The sequence below is a fragment of the Streptomyces sp. NRRL WC-3618 genome, from assembly GCF_001280005.1.
Lineage (GTDB): Bacteria > Actinomycetota > Actinomycetes > Streptomycetales > Streptomycetaceae > Streptomyces.
The window spans coordinates 117,179-136,231 of record NZ_LGDW01000236.1 but is presented as its reverse complement, the minus strand read 5'-3'; the positions used below and the strand labels follow the sequence as shown (position 1 = coordinate 136,231).

At 70.9% G+C, this 19,053-nt stretch carries 12 protein-coding genes; 10 read left to right on the top strand and 2 right to left on the bottom strand.

Annotation, left to right across the window (positions count from 1 at the left end; genetic code table 11):
• Positions 1-22: 22 nt before the first annotated feature.
• The gene (locus tag ADL01_RS20850) at positions 23-706 is read left to right on the top strand and encodes a hypothetical protein (RefSeq protein WP_078960656.1); all 684 of its coding nucleotides are present in this window, start codon (positions 23-25) and stop codon (positions 704-706) included.
• Positions 707-990: 284 nt separating this feature from the next.
• Here ADL01_RS20850 and ADL01_RS20845 read toward each other — a convergent pair whose 3' ends face one another.
• Positions 991-1,632, bottom strand: coding sequence for a hypothetical protein (locus ADL01_RS20845; protein ID WP_053743533.1), 642 nt, complete (start codon positions 1,630-1,632; stop codon positions 991-993).
• A gap of 534 nt (positions 1,633-2,166) precedes the next feature.
• On the opposite strand from ADL01_RS20845, the gene ADL01_RS20840 reads away from it, so the two are divergent.
• The 8 genes from ADL01_RS20840 to ADL01_RS20805 all read left to right on the top strand — a co-directional run bounded on the left by ADL01_RS20840 (position 2,167) and on the right by ADL01_RS20805 (position 16,050).
• On the top strand, positions 2,167-4,326 hold the full coding sequence (locus ADL01_RS20840; RefSeq protein ID WP_053743532.1) for a RecQ family ATP-dependent DNA helicase: 2,160 nt from the start codon (positions 2,167-2,169) through the stop codon (positions 4,324-4,326).
• A gap of 304 nt (positions 4,327-4,630) precedes the next feature.
• On the top strand, positions 4,631-6,196 hold the full coding sequence (locus tag ADL01_RS20835; RefSeq protein WP_053743531.1) for a DUF4192 domain-containing protein: 1,566 nt from the start codon (positions 4,631-4,633) through the stop codon (positions 6,194-6,196).
• A 542-nt stretch (positions 6,197-6,738) separates the two neighbouring features.
• The gene (locus ADL01_RS20830; protein ID WP_234354733.1) at positions 6,739-8,913 is read left to right on the top strand and encodes a glycogen debranching N-terminal domain-containing protein; all 2,175 of its coding nucleotides are present in this window, start codon (positions 6,739-6,741) and stop codon (positions 8,911-8,913) included.
• 129 nt (positions 8,914-9,042) lie between these two features.
• On the top strand, positions 9,043-9,801 hold the full coding sequence (locus tag ADL01_RS20825) for an NUDIX hydrolase (RefSeq protein WP_053743530.1): 759 nt from the start codon (positions 9,043-9,045) through the stop codon (positions 9,799-9,801).
• Between the two features lie 84 nt (positions 9,802-9,885).
• Entirely contained in the window at positions 9,886-11,859 is a 1,974-nt protein-coding gene (locus ADL01_RS20820; RefSeq protein WP_053743529.1) for an ATP-binding cassette domain-containing protein, read from the top strand.
• A 162-nt stretch (positions 11,860-12,021) separates the two neighbouring features.
• Entirely contained in the window at positions 12,022-12,909 is an 888-nt protein-coding gene (locus ADL01_RS20815; protein WP_199834880.1) for a FadR/GntR family transcriptional regulator, read from the top strand.
• Between the two features lie 517 nt (positions 12,910-13,426).
• Positions 13,427-14,962 (top strand): RNA polymerase sigma factor, encoded by a 1,536-nt coding sequence (locus ADL01_RS20810; RefSeq protein WP_053743578.1) that lies wholly within the window; start codon positions 13,427-13,429, stop codon positions 14,960-14,962.
• 221 nt (positions 14,963-15,183) lie between these two features.
• Positions 15,184-16,050 carry a S1 family peptidase gene (locus ADL01_RS20805; RefSeq protein ID WP_053743527.1) on the top strand — a complete coding sequence of 289 codons (867 nt, stop codon included), beginning with the start codon at positions 15,184-15,186 and terminating at the stop codon, positions 16,048-16,050.
• Positions 16,051-16,216: 166 nt separating this feature from the next.
• On the opposite strand, the gene ADL01_RS20800 is transcribed toward ADL01_RS20805, so the two are convergent.
• Entirely contained in the window at positions 16,217-16,447 is a 231-nt protein-coding gene (locus ADL01_RS20800) for a DUF7455 domain-containing protein (protein WP_044471628.1), read from the bottom strand.
• Between the two features lie 451 nt (positions 16,448-16,898).
• Here ADL01_RS20800 and ADL01_RS20795 point away from each other — a divergent pair, with 451 nt between their 5' ends.
• On the top strand, positions 16,899-19,019 hold the full coding sequence (locus ADL01_RS20795) for a DNA gyrase/topoisomerase IV subunit B (protein WP_053743526.1): 2,121 nt from the start codon (positions 16,899-16,901) through the stop codon (positions 19,017-19,019).
• Positions 19,020-19,053: the final 34 nt, after the last annotated feature.

Below are 19,053 nucleotides of genomic sequence, written 5' to 3'. Positions count from 1 at the left end.
GGCGTTTGATAAATATCAGGTCATGCCTCTCATTCCCGAGGAGCCTCAGATTCACGAGAGTGCCCAGGGTCCCCGCGCGGTTCCGGCCAGTGGCCGTACCGCGCAGACCCCTCGTCCCGTACCCGGTCCCCGCCCTGCGGCTTCGCCGCGTCCCGGCCGTCCGGGGCCCTTCCGGCCCACGGCGCCGGCCCAGCGCGCACCGCACGACGCGCCTGCGGCCGTGGCCTCGACCGCGGGCGCGGTCAAGCCCGGGCCGTCCGCGGCTCCGGCCGCTCCTGTCCCTTCCGCCCCTCCTGCGCCTGCCTCCAAAGCCTCGGCGACCCCGCAGGTCCAGCTGATCCCGGCTTCGGCCGAGGGCGCGCTGGACGCTGCCGAGGAAGCCGTCGACCTGCTCCTGGAGTCGGGACGCGCCCCCGGCGAGGTGCTGGTGGTCACCACCGGTGATCCGCATCCGTGGGCCGCGCACGAGCTGTCCTTCGGCGAGGCGCCGTACTGGGCGCAGCACGACGCGGGCGACGACGTCTTCTACGCCGACGCCGCCGCTCTGAGCCGTGCCGCCTCCCGTCCCGTGGTCGTCGTCGCCGCCAACGGCGGTGCCGACGCGACCGCTGCGGCTCTTCCCCTGGCCCTCGGCCGAGCCGGCGCCCTGATGATCGTCTGCGGTGACCCGCAGCAGATCAACTCGGTGCTGGGCACGAGGGTCTGAGCCCGTTCCGGTTCGTCCGAGCGGCCCCGGGAACCGTCCCGGGGGCGACCGGTCCAGCGACACCGGACCGGTTCAGGGCGGGCCGCTGAAGCGGTAACGCACGGTGGGCGCTTCGGCGTTCCCTCACACGGGCACGTCGTGGCGGTGAAAGCACGCGTGCGCGTGCTGCCGTCGTGCGCGTCGGTTGCCGTCCGGCACGTAGTCGTGCGCCCGCGCGCGGGTTGTCCCTGTCGTACGTCGACCGGCGGGCGCCGTTGTCCGCGGTGACGTTCTGTGTACGACGGTCAGCGGGCTGCCGCGCGGCGCAGGATGTCGGAGGCGGCGCCTCCGGTGCGGGGCATCGGCAGTGACGGTGGTGCCTCGGACATGGCGAAGGGCTCCGGCTGCGAATCCGTGTTCGGGCGGCGCCCACCGCGGCCCTCGCCGAGTACCTGCCAGCCGTCACGGGTCAGTGTGATGTACGCGCCGCAGCGCAGCCCGTGCAGTGTGCAGGCGTCACGCAGTCCCCACATCCACGCGCCGTCCTCCTGCGTCCAACGGGTGTCGCCGTCACGGCAGTAGAGCAGGACGGCCGTGCGCACCGGTGTACGACGACGCAGGTCGTGGGGGATGACCCGGCGCAGCTGCGCGAGCAGCGAGTTGCGGAACATCCATCCGTCGGCCGGAGCTGAGCGTCGGGTGAACGAGGCACTCGCCAGCAGCCGCTCGTCCGGATCGAGGACGGCGACGATCGCGGTCGCGGGCCCTGGGCGGTGCCGGGCGTGCAGGCCGCTGACGACATCGCGAGGATTGCGCAGCAGGGGAATCCCGGCTGCGGCCCACTCCGCAGGTTCGAGCATGCGGGTTGCTGAGTTGGTGGAAGCGGCGGACAGGTCGGCAGACGTCGACATGGATGTCGCGGGGGATGGAGCGAATCCGAAGGTCACGGTCCTCCCTTCGGCTACGCGCCCACACTGGCGGGCGGGAGATCGGACTTGGGGGAGCGCACACCGCGGCGGAGCCCTGCCGGACCACGGACAGGCCGTGCGGGGAGCGGACTCCAATTCTTGCTGGCGAACTGGGTTGCGGCAACGAGCAAATGGGGCCACCGACCGGCTTCTGGTGATCTGTGGATTATATCCCTGCCAGGTGTGTCATTTGTAGATGCCTGGGGCGGCCTGGAACATCCCGTTAGTCCTCTTGTTCGGCTTGGTTCATGTTCCCGTCATCAGTCCTGTGGGGCGACGACCAGTGGTAACACCGCCCGCGTGCCGACGCGGGCGCTCGGCCGTCGGCCGCTGCTGCCGGGCAGGCGGCCCAATGGGTGTCCCGTGGAGCTCTGTTAACCGGCCGGAATACGTCCCTTCGCGTCACTGCGGCTGACCGGTTGACGAGTCCCGCGACCCGTCGTGCGTGTTTCGTCCCGGTCGGGACGGTCGGGCGATTGGGCCGTTGCCGGTGCTGTGGGGTTGCATGGGGGCATGAGCAACCAGGAGCTGCGTGCCGAAGCCGACGCCATCCTCGCCGAGCTGGTCGGTGCCCCGGGAGGGCCGGCGCGGTTGCGGGAGGACCAGTGGCAGGCGGTGGCGGCCCTGGTGGAGGAGCGCCGGCGTGCGCTGGTGGTGCAGCGCACCGGTTGGGGCAAGTCGGCGGTGTACTTCGTCGCCACGGCCCTGCTGCGCAGGCGGGGCTCCGGCCCGACGGTGATCATCTCGCCGCTGCTGGCGCTGATGCGCAACCAGGTCGAGTCGGCGGCGCGGGCCGGGATCCGGGCACGCACCATCAACTCGGCCAACCCGGAGGAGTGGGACACCATCTACGGGGAGGTCGAGCGCGGTGAGACCGACGTTCTCCTCGTCAGTCCGGAACGCCTCAATTCCGTGGATTTCCGTGATCAGGTGTTGCCCAGACTCGCGGCCACGACCGGCCTCCTGGTGGTCGACGAGGCGCACTGCATCTCCGACTGGGGCCATGACTTCCGACCCGACTACCGGAGGCTGCGCACCATGCTGGCGGAGTTGCCGGCCGGGGTGCCCGTACTGGCCACGACGGCGACCGCGAACGCGCGGGTGACGGCGGACGTGGCCGAGCAGCTGGGCACGGGCGCGGGGGACGCCCTCGTGCTGCGGGGACCGCTCGACCGGGAGAGTCTGCGGCTGGGGGTGCTGACCCTGCCGGACGCGGCGCATCGGCTGGCGTGGCTGGGGGAGCGGCTGGGGGATCTGCCGGGTTCGGGGATCATCTACACGCTGACGGTGGCGGCGGCGGAGGAGGTCGCGGCCTCCTTGCGGCAGCGGGGTTATCCGGTGGCCTCGTACACGGGGAAGACGGAGAACGCCGACCGGTTGCAGGCGGAGGAGGACCTGCTGGCGAACCGGGTGAAGGCTCTGGTGGCGACGTCGGCGCTCGGGATGGGCTTCGACAAGCCGGACCTGGGATTCGTGGTGCATCTGGGATCCCCCTCGTCCCCGATCGCCTACTACCAGCAGGTGGGGCGCGCGGGGCGTGGTGTGGATCATGCGGATGTGCTGCTGCTGCCCGGGCGGGAGGACGAGGCGATCTGGGCGTACTTCGCATCGGTGGGCTTCCCTCCTGAGGAGCAGGTGCGGCGCACGCTGACGGTTCTCGAGGAGGCGGGGCGCCCGCTGTCGCTGCCGGCGCTGGAACCACTGGTGGATCTTCGCCGCTCACGGCTGGAGACGATGCTGAAGGTCCTGGACGTGGACGGGGCCGTCAAGCGCGTGAAGGGGGGCTGGACCGCGACAGGGCAGCCGTGGGCGTACGACGCCGAGCGCTACGCCTGGGTCGCCAAACAGCGGGCCTCCGAGCAGCAGGCCATGCGGGACTACGTGGCGACCGACGGGTGCCGGATGGAGTTCCTGCAGAGGCAGCTCGATGACGAGAAGGCGGTCCCGTGCGGTCGCTGCGACACCTGCGCCGGGCCCTGGTTCGACCCCGCCGTTTCGCCGGGTGCCCTCGCCGCGGCGACCGGCGAGCTCGACCGTCCGGGGGTGGAGGTCGAGCCGCGCCGGATGTGGCCGTCGGGTATGCCAGCGGTGGGGGTCGACGTCAAAGGCCGTATTCCCGTGGGCCAGCAGGCGGCCACCGGGCGCGCGCTGGGCCGCCTCTCGGACATCGGCTGGGGCAACCGCCTGCGGCCGCTGCTGTCGGCGCAGGCCCCGGACGGGCCGGTTCCCGACGACGTGCTGGCCGCCGTGGTGACGGTGGTGACCGACTGGGCCCGCTCGCCGGGCGGCTGGGCCGGCGGCTCCCCCGACGCGATGGCGCGACCGGTGGGGATCGTCGCCATGCCCTCCCGCACTCGCCCTCAGCTGATCGCCTCCCTGGCCGGGGGCCTGGCCCGGGTCGGCAGACTCCCGCTGCTGGGCAGCCTCGCCTACACCGCGCAGGCCGACGAGCACGCGGCACACCGCAGCAACTCGGCCCAGCGACTGCGCGCCCTGGCCGCCTCGTTCACCGTGCCCGACGATCTTGCCGCCGCCCTGGCCGCCACCCCCGGCCCGGTCCTGCTCGTCGACGACTACACGGACTCCGGCTGGACCCTGGCCGTAGGAGCCCGCCTGCTGCGCCAGAACGGCGCCGACCAGGTGCTCCCGCTCACTCTGGCCCTGGCCGGCTGAGGGAGCTTGCCCTGGCCGGGTGGGGGAGCTTGCCCTGGCGGCGGTGGGGGCCGCACGGCTCGCCGTATCCGCCGGAAAAGGGCGGCTTTCGGGCGCGGCCCGTGCTCGCGCAGGCCGCCGGAGACCGCCGCTGCGCTGAGGCCGCCGTGGCTGTCGTCGGCTGCGATGCGCAACACCCGGTCGTCGAGGTCCCAGGGCGGCGGGAGCGGCGGTGTTCTCCCACCGGAGCTGCTTTTGACGTGCCCCTGGCGGGAGTTATCCACAGGCTCAAGCGGAATCTGGAAATCCGCGAGATCGTCACGGCATGACGAATCACGGCGAAACGCATCAGGTCACCCTCCGAACCCCGGCCGAACTGGCCGACGCCCTGCCCTATTTGCTCGGCTACCACCCCGAGGACAGCATCGTCCTGGTCGCGCTGCACGACAGGGAGGGCCGCGGCCGGTTCGGGGGCCGCGCCCGGCTCGGAATTCCCGCGAACCCGGACGACTGGCCCGCCGTCGCACAGCAACTGACGCGCGGTCTGGTGACCGGCAGCGAGCGCAGAGGTGCACGGCCCGAGAGCATGGTGGTGTACCTCTGCCAGGAACCGGCGCAGGGCGAAGCGCGGCATCAGGTGCGGGAACGGCTGCGCCCGCTCGCCCAGTTGCTGCGCACCGAGTGCGGTCGTCTCGACGTTCCCGTGGTCGAGGCGCTGTGCATCGCCGACAACCGCTTCTGGTCCTACTGCTGTGTGACGCCCGACTGCTGTCCGGACGACGGGGTGCCCATGGGCCTGCCAGGAACCTCGGTGCTGGCTGCCGCCGCGACCTATGCCGGCCTGCAAGTGCGGGGCACACTGAGCGAGTTGCGGGCCAGGTTCCATCCCTGGGAGACCGCTGCGGCGCTGGAACAGGAACGCGCGCTGGATACCGCGAACGCCCGCCTGGTCCCACGAATCCTCGACACGGCGAGCCGCGCGGCCGTGGCCGACGAGACCCTGCGACAGGCACACCGGATGAGGAACCGATTCGCCGACGCGCCCACCGTGTCCGGCACGCTTCTGGCGGACCTCCGCGACGACGAACTGCTCACACACAGCGAGGCCGCCACGCTGATTCTGGGCCTGCAGGATCGTACGACCCGCGATCGGGCGGCGGAGTGGATGGAGGGCGACGAGGCGGCACCCGCCCTGCGTCTCTGGAGGGCACTCGCCCGCCGCTGCGTCGGGCCGTACCGCGAGCACGCCGCGGCACCGCTGACGCTCGCCGGCTGGGTCGCCTGGTCGACCGGTGACGATCTGGAGGCCAGGGAAGCCCTGGCCATGGCGCTCGGCGCGGACCCGGATTACCTGTTCGCCCGACTGCTGCACCAGGCCTGCAACGAGGGCTTGGACCCGGAGTCGATCCGTCGCTGTCTGCGCGCGGAGCGCGGCGGCCGAGCACACGTGGACGCCGGACGGCCCCGGACGACGCCACCCATCGAGCGGACGGGGACGGGTGACGCGGGCGAGGACACGGGCTTGGACTGGGATGAGGACCCGGAAGGGTTCGAGGCCATGGAACGGTTCGGAGGAACGGGCGGGGCCGATCGCGCGCAGGTGATCGACAGCGACGGCCGGATCGACGGCACCGAACGCGCCACGCCGTCCGACGTCGCGGGTCCCCCGTCCTGCTCGACATCGGTCAGTGGCGCCACCCGGGCGCTGGGGTCGGCTACGAGGCGTCGACGTCGGGTGGGCCCGACAGACGGAGCCGAGAACCGCCCCCGCGCCGGAGGGACGGGCGGCACTCGTCCCCAGATCTCGGGCAGGCCCGTCGTACGTCGGCGTAGCGCCGACACGGAAGGAGCTGCTCTTCGCCGCGGCCGGACGAAGGGGAACGATGCGTGAACAGGGGCGGGGCAGTTCACGGGCGCCCGGGCGGGACGCGGGCGCCGGGCGGGTGGATCGACAGGGGCGGGACAGCCGACGGGGGTGCGTACGACGAGGGGACGGGCGGCCCACGGCTGTGCGGCGGCGGGACACCTGAGCAGCGACCGGCCGGTGACGGGACGGCTGCCTGGCGCCCGGCCGGTCGGGCGCCGGTGGACGGCCGGTCCGGCCACGGTGGAACACGACATCGGCGATTGAGCAGCGTCAGTACCTCCCACGTACAACTGACCGATGCCAGGACGGCTCACGGACACCTCATCGCCCCGACCGCAGTGGACAGCCGGTGCGGTCGTCCCGGCACTGGCCGGACGCATGCTCCGCCTCACCGCCATTCGGTCGGCTTGTCCCGCCGAAGGCGTGACTCGGGGAAGCCCTGGTCCGTTCACCTGAGTGGCGGAAACCCTGGACGGGCCGAGCCGCCGCATCACCCCCGTCCCGCCGAAGTCCCCCGTCAGGCGCAGAGCGCGCCCTCGGCGCCCCGAGAGCAGAAGAAGCCGCCCATGCATCCGCCGCCCCCGCCCGCGGCCGCCGACGACGACCGGCGGGCCGCAAGCTCACTCACGCCGCCCGTGCGAGGAGGTGGCGGCGCAGTGCCCGGCAGCGCAGGGGACCCACGCGGCTCGCAACGTTTCCTGGGCAGCGGGCCCCCTTCCGCACCCCTGCCGAGGGGCGCGCCGTCTCCCCCTTCACGAACACCGTCCGCGGCAGCACCTGCGGCCCGCCGTCCCGCCCAACTGCCCCCGACCCACACCACCCTGATCTGCGTCGCCCTCCCCGGGCTCGCGATCTCCACGGACCAGGGGCAGCTCACCGGACGCGGGCTGGAGGGCTTCTATCGGGGAGGCAGGCGTGTGCTCGCCCGGTGCCAGGTTCGGGTGGCCGGACGCGAACCGCTCCCGGTACAGGCTCGGATGACCGCCGCCGACCGCGCCCGATTCGTGGGGACGTTACGTGCGTCGCCGGACGGCGGGCCGGACCCCGATGTGGTCGTCGAGCGTATCCGGCACGCGGACGGCACAGAGCGGATCACCCTGTACAGCTCGGCGCCGCGCCCACTGCGCCTGCCGGTCGAGGTGTCACTCGGTACCGACCTGGCGGACCTGGGCACCATCGCCTCCGGCACCGCAGGCCCCGAACTGCCCGCCAGCGTCCACGCCTCCGGGCTGCGCTGGTCCTGTGCCACCGGCGGCGCCGCCGTCACGGCGGACCCGCCACCCGCCGACGCGCTGGCCTCCGCCGGCCTGCTGCGCTGGGAACTCGAACTGCCTCCTGGCGGCTCCATGACCCTGGAGCTGCGCATACGACAGGACGGGGCGGGACCCGTCCGAGCCGTGGGTCGCGCGGCGACCAGCCCTCTCGCGTCGGCACGGGCCCACGGCGACGATCCACGCGTCGCAGTGCTCCTCAGGACCAGCATCGACGACTTGCAGGCCCTGCTCCTGCGAGACCCGGCGCATCCCTCCGACACCCATCTCGCGGCAGGGGCGCCGTGGCGCTGCGGCATGGCCCCGGCTGAGGCCCTCGCCGCCGCCCGCATGACCCTGCCCCTGGGCACCGGGCTCGCGGCGGGCACGCTGCGAACCCTCGCCCGCACCCAGCTCCCGGGGCCGGGCCCGAGATCCGGCATGCTCCCCGGCCCCCGCAGGGACGCCGGCCCACACCTGCCACCGGGCTGCACGGGTACGGAGGCCACACTGCTCTTCCCCGTGCTCCTCGCCGAGGCCCGTCGCTGGGGGCTCCCGGAACAGACGACGGAGGAACTGCTGCCGACCGCCGAGCGCTGTCTGACCTGGCTACGCGCGACCGTGGGCGACGGCACCTACCTGCCCGATCCGCAACCGGGCGGCCCGCTGCGCTGCGAGACGCAGGCCCACGCACACCGCGCCGCCCTGCTTGGCGCCGACCTCCTCGACGCGTACGGCCGACCGGGCGGAGCCGGGCTGCGGCAATGGGCCCAGGGGTTGCGCACCGCGTTCCGGTCCGACTTCTGGCTCGACGACCGGAGCGGTGGCAGACCCACTGCTGCCCGCACTCCGGACGGGCGTACTGTGCCGCACTTCGGTGCGATCGCCGCCCATCTCCTCGACACCGGTCTGCTGGGTGCGGGCGAGCCGGCCCCCGGGCTGCTCGACAAGGTGCAGACCGAACAGCTCGCCCGGCTGTTCGGCGGCCCGGCCATGGACTCCGGCTGGGGACTGCGCGGCCTGGGCGTCAAGGAGGCGGGGTACAACCCGTTCGGCCACCGGAGCGGTGCGGTGCGGGTCCAGGAGACCGCGGTGGCCGTCGCGGGCCTGGCCACCGCCGGGTACGAGAAGGAGGCGAGTGCGCTGCTGCGCGGCCTCCTCGCGGCAGCCGAGGCGTTCCAGTACCGGTTGCCGGAGATGTACGCGGGAGAGCAGCGCACGGACACCGGCGCTCCGCTGCCCCACCCGGCGGCCTGCCGGCCGTCGGCGACCGCCGCGGCCTCGGGGGTGCTGCTGCTCGCCGCCCTGGCCGGCATCCGTCCGGACGCCCCGGCGAGCACGGTCATGCTCCGACCGGTACGCAGCGTGCCCCTGGGCGAGATCAGCCTGACCGGGCTGCGGATGGCGGGTGCGCCCTTCTCCGTACGGGTCGGCCGTCTCGGCGTCGCCATGGTCGAGGAGGCTGCCGCAGGACTGCAATTGGGAGCGTGACCTCGTCGACAGGTCCCGGGAGACGATCGGAAGCGGCCGGTGGCACGCGTGCCCGACCAGCGTGGATCAGCCATGGGCGCGACCGGAGAGAGGAGTGTTTATCGTCAGGCAGACGACTATGATCGCGCCATGCCCTACGACCCGTCAGCCTTCCCGCCCTTCGCCGTCACCGTGGACCTGGTCGTGCTGACCGTGCGTCGTCATGCCCTGTGCGCGCTGGCGGTACGCAGGGGTGAGCCGCCCTTCCAGGGCCGCTGGGCGCTCCCCGGTGGCTTCGTGCGGGCCGACGAGAACCTGTCGCAGGCCGCAGCGCGGGAACTGGCCGAGGAGACCGGCCTGCACGCCCACGACCCGATTGCCCCGGCGCAGGACAACGGGGCTCACCTGGAACAACTCGCCACCTACGGTGACCCCGAGCGCGACCCCCGGATGCGGGTGGTCAGCGTCGCCCATCTCGCGCTAGCCCCCGACCTGCCCGCTCCCCGGGCGGGCGGCGACGCCAACAGCGCGCGCTGGGCACCCGTCGAGGAACTGCTGCAGCAGGGCGGCTACGGCCGCGACGGTGAACAGGCGGCACCACTGGCCTTCGACCACGCGCAGATCCTGTCGGACGGGGTGGAGCGCGCCCGCTCCAAGATCGAGTACTCGTCGCTGGCCACGGCGTTCTGCCCGACCGAGTTCACCGTCGGCGAGTTGCGCCGGGTGTACGAGGCGGTGTGGGGCGTCGCCCTCGACCCGCGCAACTTCCACCGCAAGGTCACGGGCACCCCGGGCTTCCTCGTCCCCACTGGAGGCACCACCACCCGGCAGGGCGGTCGCCCGGCCCAGCTCTTCCGAGCCGGAGGCGCCACCCTGCTCAACCCTCCGATGCTGCGTCCCGAGGTCTGACACCGCCCCCGCTGGGACAACGCCTGTCTTTCAGTGGGCCCGCCACACCCGATAAAACGGACATAACGCGCTATCTTGCTACGGGTGATCCAGGCCTTCGGACTGACCAGCAACCCTCGCAAGGAGCTTCCCCCCGCCGTCGACGATGTCTCCTTCGAGGCACGCGCGGGCTGCGTCACCACGCTCCTCGGCACCCCGGGCGCCGGCAAGACAACGGTGCTCAGGCTCATGCTCGAACTCCAACAGGGCCGCGGACTCACCTACTTCAGAGGCCGCCCTCTGCACCGCATCGCCCATCCGTCACGGGAGGTCGGTGTCCTTCTGGGTGATGTACCGGGGCACCCCGCGCGCACCGTCCGAGGCCAACTCCGCATGCTGTGCGCGGCCGCAGGCGTCCCGGTCCGCCGAGCCGACGAAGTCCTCGAGGTGGTCGGCATGGTCAGCCTGCGCGGCGAACGCCTGGGCACCCTGGCGCGTGGCATGGACCGCCGGCTCGGCCTGGCCTGCGCCCTGCTGGCGGACCCGCACACCCTTGTGCTCGACGGCCTCACCGACGGGCTGTCCGTCCGTGAACGCCACTGGCTGCACGGCCTGCTGCGCGCCCACGCCGCCCAGGGCGGCACCGTCCTGTGCACCACCACCGATCCCAAGGAGGCGGCTCGCACCGCCGACCGGATCATCACCCTGGAAGGGGGACGACTCGTCGCCGACCAGGCGGTCGCCGACTTCTCCCGCACCCGGCTGCGCCCACGTGTCGTCGTCCGCAGCCCGCACGCCACCCGTCTCGCGGCACTGCTGGCCAAAGAGGCCCGAACGACGCAGCGCTCCGTGGAGGTCGTGCAGGAGGCCGACAACCGGCTTTCCGTGTACGGCAGTACCTGCCCGGACATCGGCGAGACCGCGTTCCGGCACGGCATCCTCGTACACCAACTCGCCGACGAAGTCGGTGACATGGGGCCCGGCGCCGCCTCGGCCCGCCGAGAGGTGCAGCCGCCCGGGACACCCGGCGAGGGGTCGGTGGCCGATGGGGCCACGCCCGAGGACGCTGATGTGCGCGAGGGTTCTGCAACCTCGGCGTCAACCGAGGCAGCCCTGGCGGCCAGTCCCCCCGCGCCGATCGGGATCCCCAGCGGCCTGCCGACGGCCGCCCGGGGTTCAGAGCCGACCGCCGATCGCACGTCGGCGACATCCGCGCTCGCGAGCCCCCAGGGCGCCCGACCGCGCCCCTCGGACGCCCTCACCTCCGACAGCCTGCCTCCGCTTCCACCGCCCATCTCCGTCCGCCCCGCTCCGAGTCCACTGCGTCCTCTCCGCTACGAGCTGCGTCGCGCCGGCGGTGTCGGCACCGGGTTTCTGGCCGGGGCCGTCGTGCTCGTCACGTCCGCGCTCGTCGCCGTACTCCTGGCCCGCATCGGTCACACTCCACAGCACCGTCTGCTGGCCGCCTGGCCGCAGGAGCTGCCGCTGCCGCCCGCGGCACTCGGCGCCGGACTGCTCGGCGCCATCGCCTTCGGAGACGAGTTCCGCCATCCCGCCCTGGCCGTGGACCGCGGCACCGTGCCCCGCCGGCTGGGACTGCTCGCCGCCAAGCTGTTCGTCGCCGCGACCACCGGGCTGCTGCTCGCCTTCCTCACCGTGGGCTGCGACGCCGAAGTCCTCTACCTCGTCTACGGACCGGAGCTCGCGAAGGTTCCCGCGGACTGGCTCGCACTGACCGCGAGCTGGACCGGCCTCGTGATCGGCTGTGCGTGGGCCGGGGTGCTGGCCGCGGGCATCTTCCGGTCCACCACAGCCGGGCTGGCGGCGGTGGTCGCGGTACCGGTCCTCGTGGTGCCCCTCGTACAGCAGACATTGGGGGGCCCGTCCGTGCGCAGCGCGGCCGGGTTCTCCGTGCGGCTGCGGGAACTGTTCCTGGCGCAGTGGCCGTTCGGGGGCGAGCGGTATCTGGCCGCCGGAGCGCGCGTGATCGCCCAACCCGTGGGTGGCGCGCTGGCGTTGTCACTGGCTGCTCTGCTGTGTGCGTATCTGCTCACGACTCTGCGCAGCCGGGTCCGATGACGATCGTCCGTACCCTTCCAGTCCTGCCCTGCGCACAACTCCCCGGAGAACGCCCGTTTCTTTCCGATAAGGCGTCAATTGCGACGAGGTGAGCGATCACCCTTTCGTGTGCTTTTCACCAAAGACCTCAAGGGAGTTGAAGGCGGAGCCGACAAAGGATCCGTGAGTACCCTTGCGCACACCATGATGACCGCCGCCCGCTCCGCAGACTCCGGTCTCGTCGGCCCGGGCGGGCTCGACCGCTACCCCTACGCCGAGGCCCCCGGCGCCGGCCGCGTGGGAGTCCCTTCCTGGGACGCCGCGGACCCGGAGCTGGGCCGCGTAGGCCGCCGCACCGCGGGCAGCCGCGGTCGCGGGCTGCACGGTCAACTCGTCCAGCAACTGGGCCAGATGATCGTCTCCGGCGACCTGGGCGCGGACCGTCCCCTCGTGCCCGAGGAGATCGGCCAGCGTTTCGAGGTCTCCCGCACCGTCGTCCGTGAGTCGCTCCGCGTCCTGGAGGCCAAGGGCCTGGTGAGCGCCCGGCCGAACGTGGGCACGCGCGTGCGTCCCGTCAGCGACTGGAACCTCCTCGACCCCGACATCATCGAGTGGCGGGCCTTCGGGCCGCAGCGCGACGACCAGCGCCGCGAGCTCAGCGAGCTGCGCTGGACGATCGAGCCGCTCGCCGCTCGCCTGGCAGCCGGGCACGGACGCGAGGAGGTTCAGCAGAGGCTCGTCGACATGGTCGAGATCATGGGCCACGCCATGAGTCAGGGTGACGCGCTGACTTTCTCCCGCGCCGACGCCGAGTACCACTCGCTGCTCATCCAGCTCGCCGGCAACCGCATGCTCGAGCACCTTTCCGGGATCGTGTCCGCCGCCCTCCAGGTATCCGGTGGTCCGATCACCGGTTGTGACCGGCCCACTGAGGCATCCTTGGCGCACCACGCCCGCATCGTCGACGCTCTCGGGGCGGGCGACGGCGCGGCGGCGGAGGCGGCCATGCGGCAGCTTCTCATCGTGCACCCCGAGGTGGAGCGCGTGGTCCCGGCCCCGCGCGAGCACTGACCGCGCGCCGAGGGCGGCGCCATCGGGGGCTCTGTCACTCCCCGGATGCATCGTTCGCTCGCGAACTGTCACTGCCGGGCCCTGCCGGATCCCGAGAGGACTCGGTGGGGTCCGGCGGTGAGACCGGGCGATCACGCGGTGAGCAGCGGTGGGACGGAGAGGCTGCGAACCTCTTCACGTGTCTGCCCTGGCCGTGAAAATAGTTGCCGGCGCGGGCGCGGAGCAGTCGGGATGGCCTGGTCGTGACCAGGGCTGACCGCCTTTAGTCATGTCTGATCGCTTTTGAGTGCTTACGGGGTGTGACTCGGGCCACGCAGATTGGGCGTAACGCTCGCGGAAGCAGCGCGATGACCTAAGAGGTGACAGCCGCGGAAGGAATACGGACGCCGTTCTAGGCGCTGTGCATCTTCCCGGCCCTTTGCCCGCGCCGTCGGCCCATCCCCAGTCGGCGGTCGTCGGCCCCTGTCTGTAGTGGACGGGGCCGGAAGCCGTTTTCCAACGTTCCGAGAGGTTGTTCGTGTCGGCCAGCACATCCCGTACGCTCCCGCCCGAGATCGCCGAGTCCGTCTCTGTCATGGCGCTCATCGAGCGGGGAAAGGCCGAGGGGCAGATCGCCGGCGACGACGTGCGTCGGGCCTTCGAAGCTGACCAGATTCCGGCCACTCAGTGGAAGAACGTACTGCGCAGCCTCAACCAGATCCTCGAGGAAGAGGGTGTGACGCTGATGGTCAGTGCCGCGGAGCCCAAGCGCACCCGAAAGAGCGTCGCAGCGAAGAGTCCCGCCAAGCGCACCGCCACCAAGACGGTCGCGGCGAAGACGGTGACCACGAAGAAGGCCACCGCCACCGCCACCCCGGCGGCGCCCGTCGCCGAGTCCTCCGCCGAGGACGACGCACCCGTGAAGAAGACCGCCGCCAAGAAGACGACGACCGCGAAGAAGACGGTCGCGAAGAAGACGGTTGCGAAGAAGACCGTCGCCAAGAAGACGACCGCGGGCAAGGACGACGCCGAAGGCATCGAGGACGAGGTCCTCGAGGACGTCAAGCCCGGCGAAGAGGAAGAGGAGGGGGCCGAGAACAAGGGCTTCGTCCTCTCCGACGACGACGAGGACGACGCGCCGGCCCAGCAGGTCGCCGTGGCCGGTGCCACCGCCGACCCGGTCAAGGACTACCTCAAGCAGATCGGCAAGGTCCCGCTGCTCAACGCCGAGCAGGAGGTCGAGCTCGCCAAGCGCATCGAGGCGGGTCTGTTCGCCGAGGACAAGCTGGCGAACGCCGACAAGCTGGCCCCGAAGCTCAAGCGCGAGCTGGAGATCATCGCCGAGGACGGCCGCCGCGCCAAGAACCACCTCCTGGAGGCCAACCTCCGTCTGGTGGTCTCCCTGGCCAAGCGTTACACCGGCCGCGGCATGCTCTTCCTGGACCTGATCCAGGAGGGCAACCTCGGTCTGATCCGCGCGGTCGAGAAGTTCGACTACACCAAGGGCTACAAGTTCTCGACCTACGCCACCTGGTGGATCCGTCAGGCGATCACCCGGGCCATGGCCGACCAGGCCCGCACCATCCGTATCCCGGTGCACATGGTCGAGGTCATCAACAAGCTCGCGCGCGTGCAGCGCCAGATGCTCCAGGACCTGGGCCGCGAGCCCACCCCGGAGGAGCTGGCCAAGGAACTCGACATGACCCCGGAGAAGGTCATCGAGGTCCAGAAGTACGGCCGCGAGCCGATCTCCCTCCACACCCCCCTGGGTGAGGACGGCGACAGCGAGTTCGGTGACCTCATCGAGGACTCCGAGGCGGTCGTCCCGGCCGACGCGGTCAGCTTCACGCTCCTTCAGGAGCAGCTGCACTCGGTCCTCGACACCCTCTCCGAGCGCGAGGCGGGCGTCGTCTCGATGCGCTTCGGTCTCACCGACGGTCAGCCGAAGACCCTCGACGAGATCGGCAAGGTGTACGGCGTCACCCGCGAGCGCATCCGCCAGATCGAGTCCAAGACCATGTCGAAGCTGCGTCACCCGTCGCGTTCACAGGTGCTGCGCGACTACCTCGACTAGGTCGCGGTCGTACGACACGGAAGGCCCGGCTCCCTCAGGGGACCGGGCCTTCGTGCTGAGCGACGGCGGGTTTTGGCACCGGCGTGCGGGAGTGCGGCCCGGCGTGCGCGGCGTGAGGTGCTCCAGTCGGCGGCGTCCCTCTTTCGTGGCCCGCGCGTGCGGGGCGGAGCCTGTTGGATCACTCTGGGTTTCTCGTGACCACCCCAGAGTGAGGAGCGCGCATGCGTCACCCCTTTGTCCGGGCCCTGTCCCGGGCGCTGACCCGGTCGCTGGTGTCGGCGGCCGCGGCAGCCGTGATACCGCTGGCGTCCGCCACCCCTGTGGCTGCCGAGGGCGTCGTCGTCGGTGGATTCCCGGTCGAAGTGTCCGAAGGCCCGTGGGCGGTGGCGCTGTCCAGCCGCGACCGGTTCGGGGGTACCCGGGCGGGTGAGTTCTGCGGCGGCGTGGCCGTCGGCCCGACCGCCGTGCTGACTGCGGCCCACTGCATGGGTGAGGACGTCCTGGGAGCGCCACCCCATCGCGCTCAGGACCTGAAGGTCATCACGGGGCGCACCGACCTGACGTCGCCCCAGGGCAAGGAGATCGCCGTCCGCGACACCTGGGTCAATCCCGGCTACGACCAGATCAGCAACGCCGGGGACTTCGCCGTGCTCACCCTCGCGGAGGCCCTCCCGCAGAGCTCGGTCATCGGGATGGCGGCTGCCGGTGACCCGGCCTACCAACCCGGTACGAGCGCGACGGTCTACGGCTGGGGCGATGTCACGGGCGGCGGCGACTACGCGCGCGGTCTGCGGGCCGCACGCGTGCACGTGCTGTCCGACGCGCTCTGTGAGCGCGCCTATCCCGGCAGTGCCGACGGGACGTACCGAGCCGACAGCATGCTGTGCGCCGGTGAGGCAGCCGGGGGCCCGGACGCCTGCCAGGGGGACAGTGGAGGGCCGCTGGTCGCCCAGGGGCGGCTGGTCGGGCTCGTGTCCTGGGGGAGCGGCTGCGGGCGGCCCGGCAGCCCGGGCGTTTATACGCGCCTCTCGAGCGTCGTACGCACGATGGGGTGGGATGTGCCCGCTGCTACCGGGAACGGCGGCTGAGGGGCCGTGGGTAGCTTCCTGAGGGGTTTTACGAGGGGGCGGGCCCGGTAGTGGCGCCCGACGGCTCGTGAACGGTCTGTGAAGCGGGCGGCCACTCCTGAGTGCAGGAGTGGCCGCCCGAATCAACCGGCCTGTGCCGGGGTTGGCTCGTCGTCGAAGCGCGGTATCAGCGGTCTTCTTCGGTGGAGCTGGCCGGAACGGTCGTCAGTCGCTCCGTCTCGTCCTGTATCTCAGCGGCGATCTTCTTGAGTTCCGGCTCGAACTTGCGACCGTGGTGGGCGCAGAAGAGCAGTTCTCCGCCGCTCGCCAAGACAACGCGAAGGTATGCCTGGGCGCCGCAGCGGTCGCAGCGATCCGCGGCCGTCAGCGGGCTCGCGGGGGTCAGAACAGTAGTCACGTCGCCTCTTCTCTAGCTCGACGAGCTGTCGTACCAGGGTCAACATCCAACCAGGCCGAAAACGTTCCCGCTCGAGGCTCTTCCTCGAAAAAATCTTTTCGAGACGGCTGTGTGCTGCCGGTTGGCGGCGAATGTGCCGTATTGCGTGTCTATGTGTCTGTACGGGTTCGCGCTGTCTGTCGTCTGTAGGGGTGTCGGTCCTCCCGGCTGGGTTGCCGGTTGTTCTTGAGGACGTGCCCGGAGCCTAAATGGTTCATGCCTGGAAGGGAACGTGATATGTACTTCACTCCTTCGAGGGATCGAACAAGTATGCGACCCTGGTTTAGTCTGAGTTTCAGACGAGGGTGGCGTTACATCGGCTCTACCAGGCCTCGGTACCCTCTGAGCGGCGACCGAAGCCGGGTCCTTACCCACCAGGACCACAACTGAAATTCAGCGAGGAGCGAACCGCGTGACCGCCGATAAGTCCGTGCCGTCCACAGCGCTGCTGGCAGGAGCAGACCGGGACGGTTCCAACTACACCGCGCGGCACCTGCTCGTCCTCGAGGGGCTCGAGGCAGTGCGCAAGCGTCCGGGCATGTACATCGGGTCGACCGACAGTCGTGGCCTGATGCACTGCCTCTGGGAGATCATCGACAACTCCGTGGACGAGGCCCTTGGGGGCTACTGCGACCACATCGACGTCATCCTGCACGATGACGGCTCCGTAGAGGTGCGGGACAACGGCCGCGGCATCCCGGTGGATGTCGAGCCCAAGACCGGCCTTTCCGGGGTCGAGGTCGTCATGACCAAGCTGCACGCCGGCGGCAAGTTCGGCGGTGGCTCGTACGCCGCTTCCGGCGGCCTGCACGGCGTGGGCGCGTCCGTGGTGAACGCCCTCTCGGCCCGCCTGGACGTCGAGGTCGACCGCGTGGGGAGTACTCACGCGATCAGCTTCCGGCGCGGCGTGCCCGGCTCCTTCGCCGCCGTCGGTCCGGACGCCACGTTCGAGACGGGGGGCCTGCGCAAGACCAAGCGGATCCCCAAAACGCGCACCGGTACGCGCGTGCGGTACTGGGCCGACCGCCAGATCTTCCTCAAGGACGCCAAGCTGTCCTTGGAGAACCTCCATCAGCGTGCCCGGCAGACCGCCTTCCTGGTGCCCGGCCTCACCATCGTCGTGCGTGACGAGTTCGGGCTCGGCGAGGGCGGCAGCAAGGGCGAGGAGTCGTTCCGCTTCGACGGCGGCATCAGTGAGTTCTGCGAGTACCTGGCGACCGACAAGCCGGTCTGCGACGTCCTCCGTTTCTCCGGACAGGGCGTCTTCAAAGAGACGGTTCCGGTCCTGGACGACCACGGCCAGATGACACCCACCGAGGTCACGCGCGAGCTGGCTGTCGACGTGGCTCTGCGCTGGGGGACGGGCTATGACACGAACCTCAAGTCGTTTGTGAACATCATCGCCACGCCCAAGGGTGGCACCCACGTCGCGGGCTTCGAACAGGCTGTCGCGAAGACGATGAACGAGGTGCTGCGCACCAAGAAGCTGCTGCGCGTGGCCGAGGACGACATCGTCAAGGACGACGCCCTTGAGGGCCTCACCGCGGTCGTCACGGTGCGTCTCGCCGAACCGCAGTTCGAGGGGCAGACCAAGGAGGTGCTCGGTACGTCGGCTGCCCGGCGCATCGTGACAAATGTGGTGTCCAAGGAGCTCAAGGACTTCCTGACCACCACCAAGCGGGACGCCGCCGCCCAGGCCCGGGTCGTCATGGAGAAGGCTGTGGCCGCCGCGCGCACGCGCATCGCGGCTCGTCAGCACAAGGACGCGCAGCGCCGGAAGACGGCTCTGGAGTCCTCCTCGCTGCCCGCCAAGCTCGCCGACTGCCGCAGCGACGACGTCGAGCGCAGCGAACTGTTCATCGTGGAGGGCGACTCCGCGCTCGGTACGGCAAAGCTCGCCCGGAACTCGGAGTTCCAGGCCCTGCTGCCGATCCGGGGCAAGATCCTCAACGTCCAGAAGTCGTCCGTGACCGACATGCTGAAGAACGCCGAGTGCGGCGCGATCATCCAGGTCATAGGGGCCGGGTCCGGTCGAACGTTCGATATCGACGCGGCCCGCTACGGCAAGATCATCATGATGACCGACGCCGACGTCGACGGCTCGCACATCCGCACTCTGCTCCTGACGCTGTTCCACCGCTACATGCGGCCCATGGTCGAAGCGGGCCGGGTGTTCGCCGCCGTGCCGCCGTTGCACCGCGTCGAGCTCATCCAGCCGAAGAAGGGCCAGGACAAGTACGTCTACACGTACTCGGACCGTGAACTGCGCGAGAAGCTACTGGAGTTCCAGAGCAAGGGTGTCCGCTACAAGGACTCGATCCAGCGCTACAAGGGCCTCGGTGAGATGGACGCCGACCAGCTGGCCGAGACCACGATGGATCCACGCCATCGCACGCTGCGCCGGATCAACCTGTCCGACCTGGAGTCGGCCGAGCAGGTCTTCGACCTTCTGATGGGCAACGACGTCGCTCCTCGCAAGGAATTCATCTCCAGCTCGGCGGCGACGCTGGACAGGTCTCGAATCGACGCGTGATGCGTCCGGGGTCGGGGCGGCGCTCGTACGTGCC

Excerpts from the sequence above, each read along its gene's own strand:
- ADL01_RS20850 (WP_078960656.1), top strand. The coding sequence starts at position 23 with ATGCCTCTCATTCCCGAGGAGCCTCAGATTCACGAGAGTGCCCAGGGT.
- ADL01_RS20840 (WP_053743532.1), top strand. The coding sequence starts at position 2,167 with ATGAGCAACCAGGAGCTGCGTGCCGAAGCCGACGCCATCCTCGCCGAG.
- ADL01_RS20835 (WP_053743531.1), top strand. The coding sequence starts at position 4,631 with ATGACGAATCACGGCGAAACGCATCAGGTCACCCTCCGAACCCCGGCC.
- ADL01_RS20830 (WP_234354733.1), top strand. The coding sequence starts at position 6,739 with ATGCATCCGCCGCCCCCGCCCGCGGCCGCCGACGACGACCGGCGGGCC.
- ADL01_RS20825 (WP_053743530.1), top strand. The coding sequence starts at position 9,043 with ATGCCCTACGACCCGTCAGCCTTCCCGCCCTTCGCCGTCACCGTGGAC.
- ADL01_RS20805 (WP_053743527.1), top strand. The coding sequence starts at position 15,184 with ATGCGTCACCCCTTTGTCCGGGCCCTGTCCCGGGCGCTGACCCGGTCG.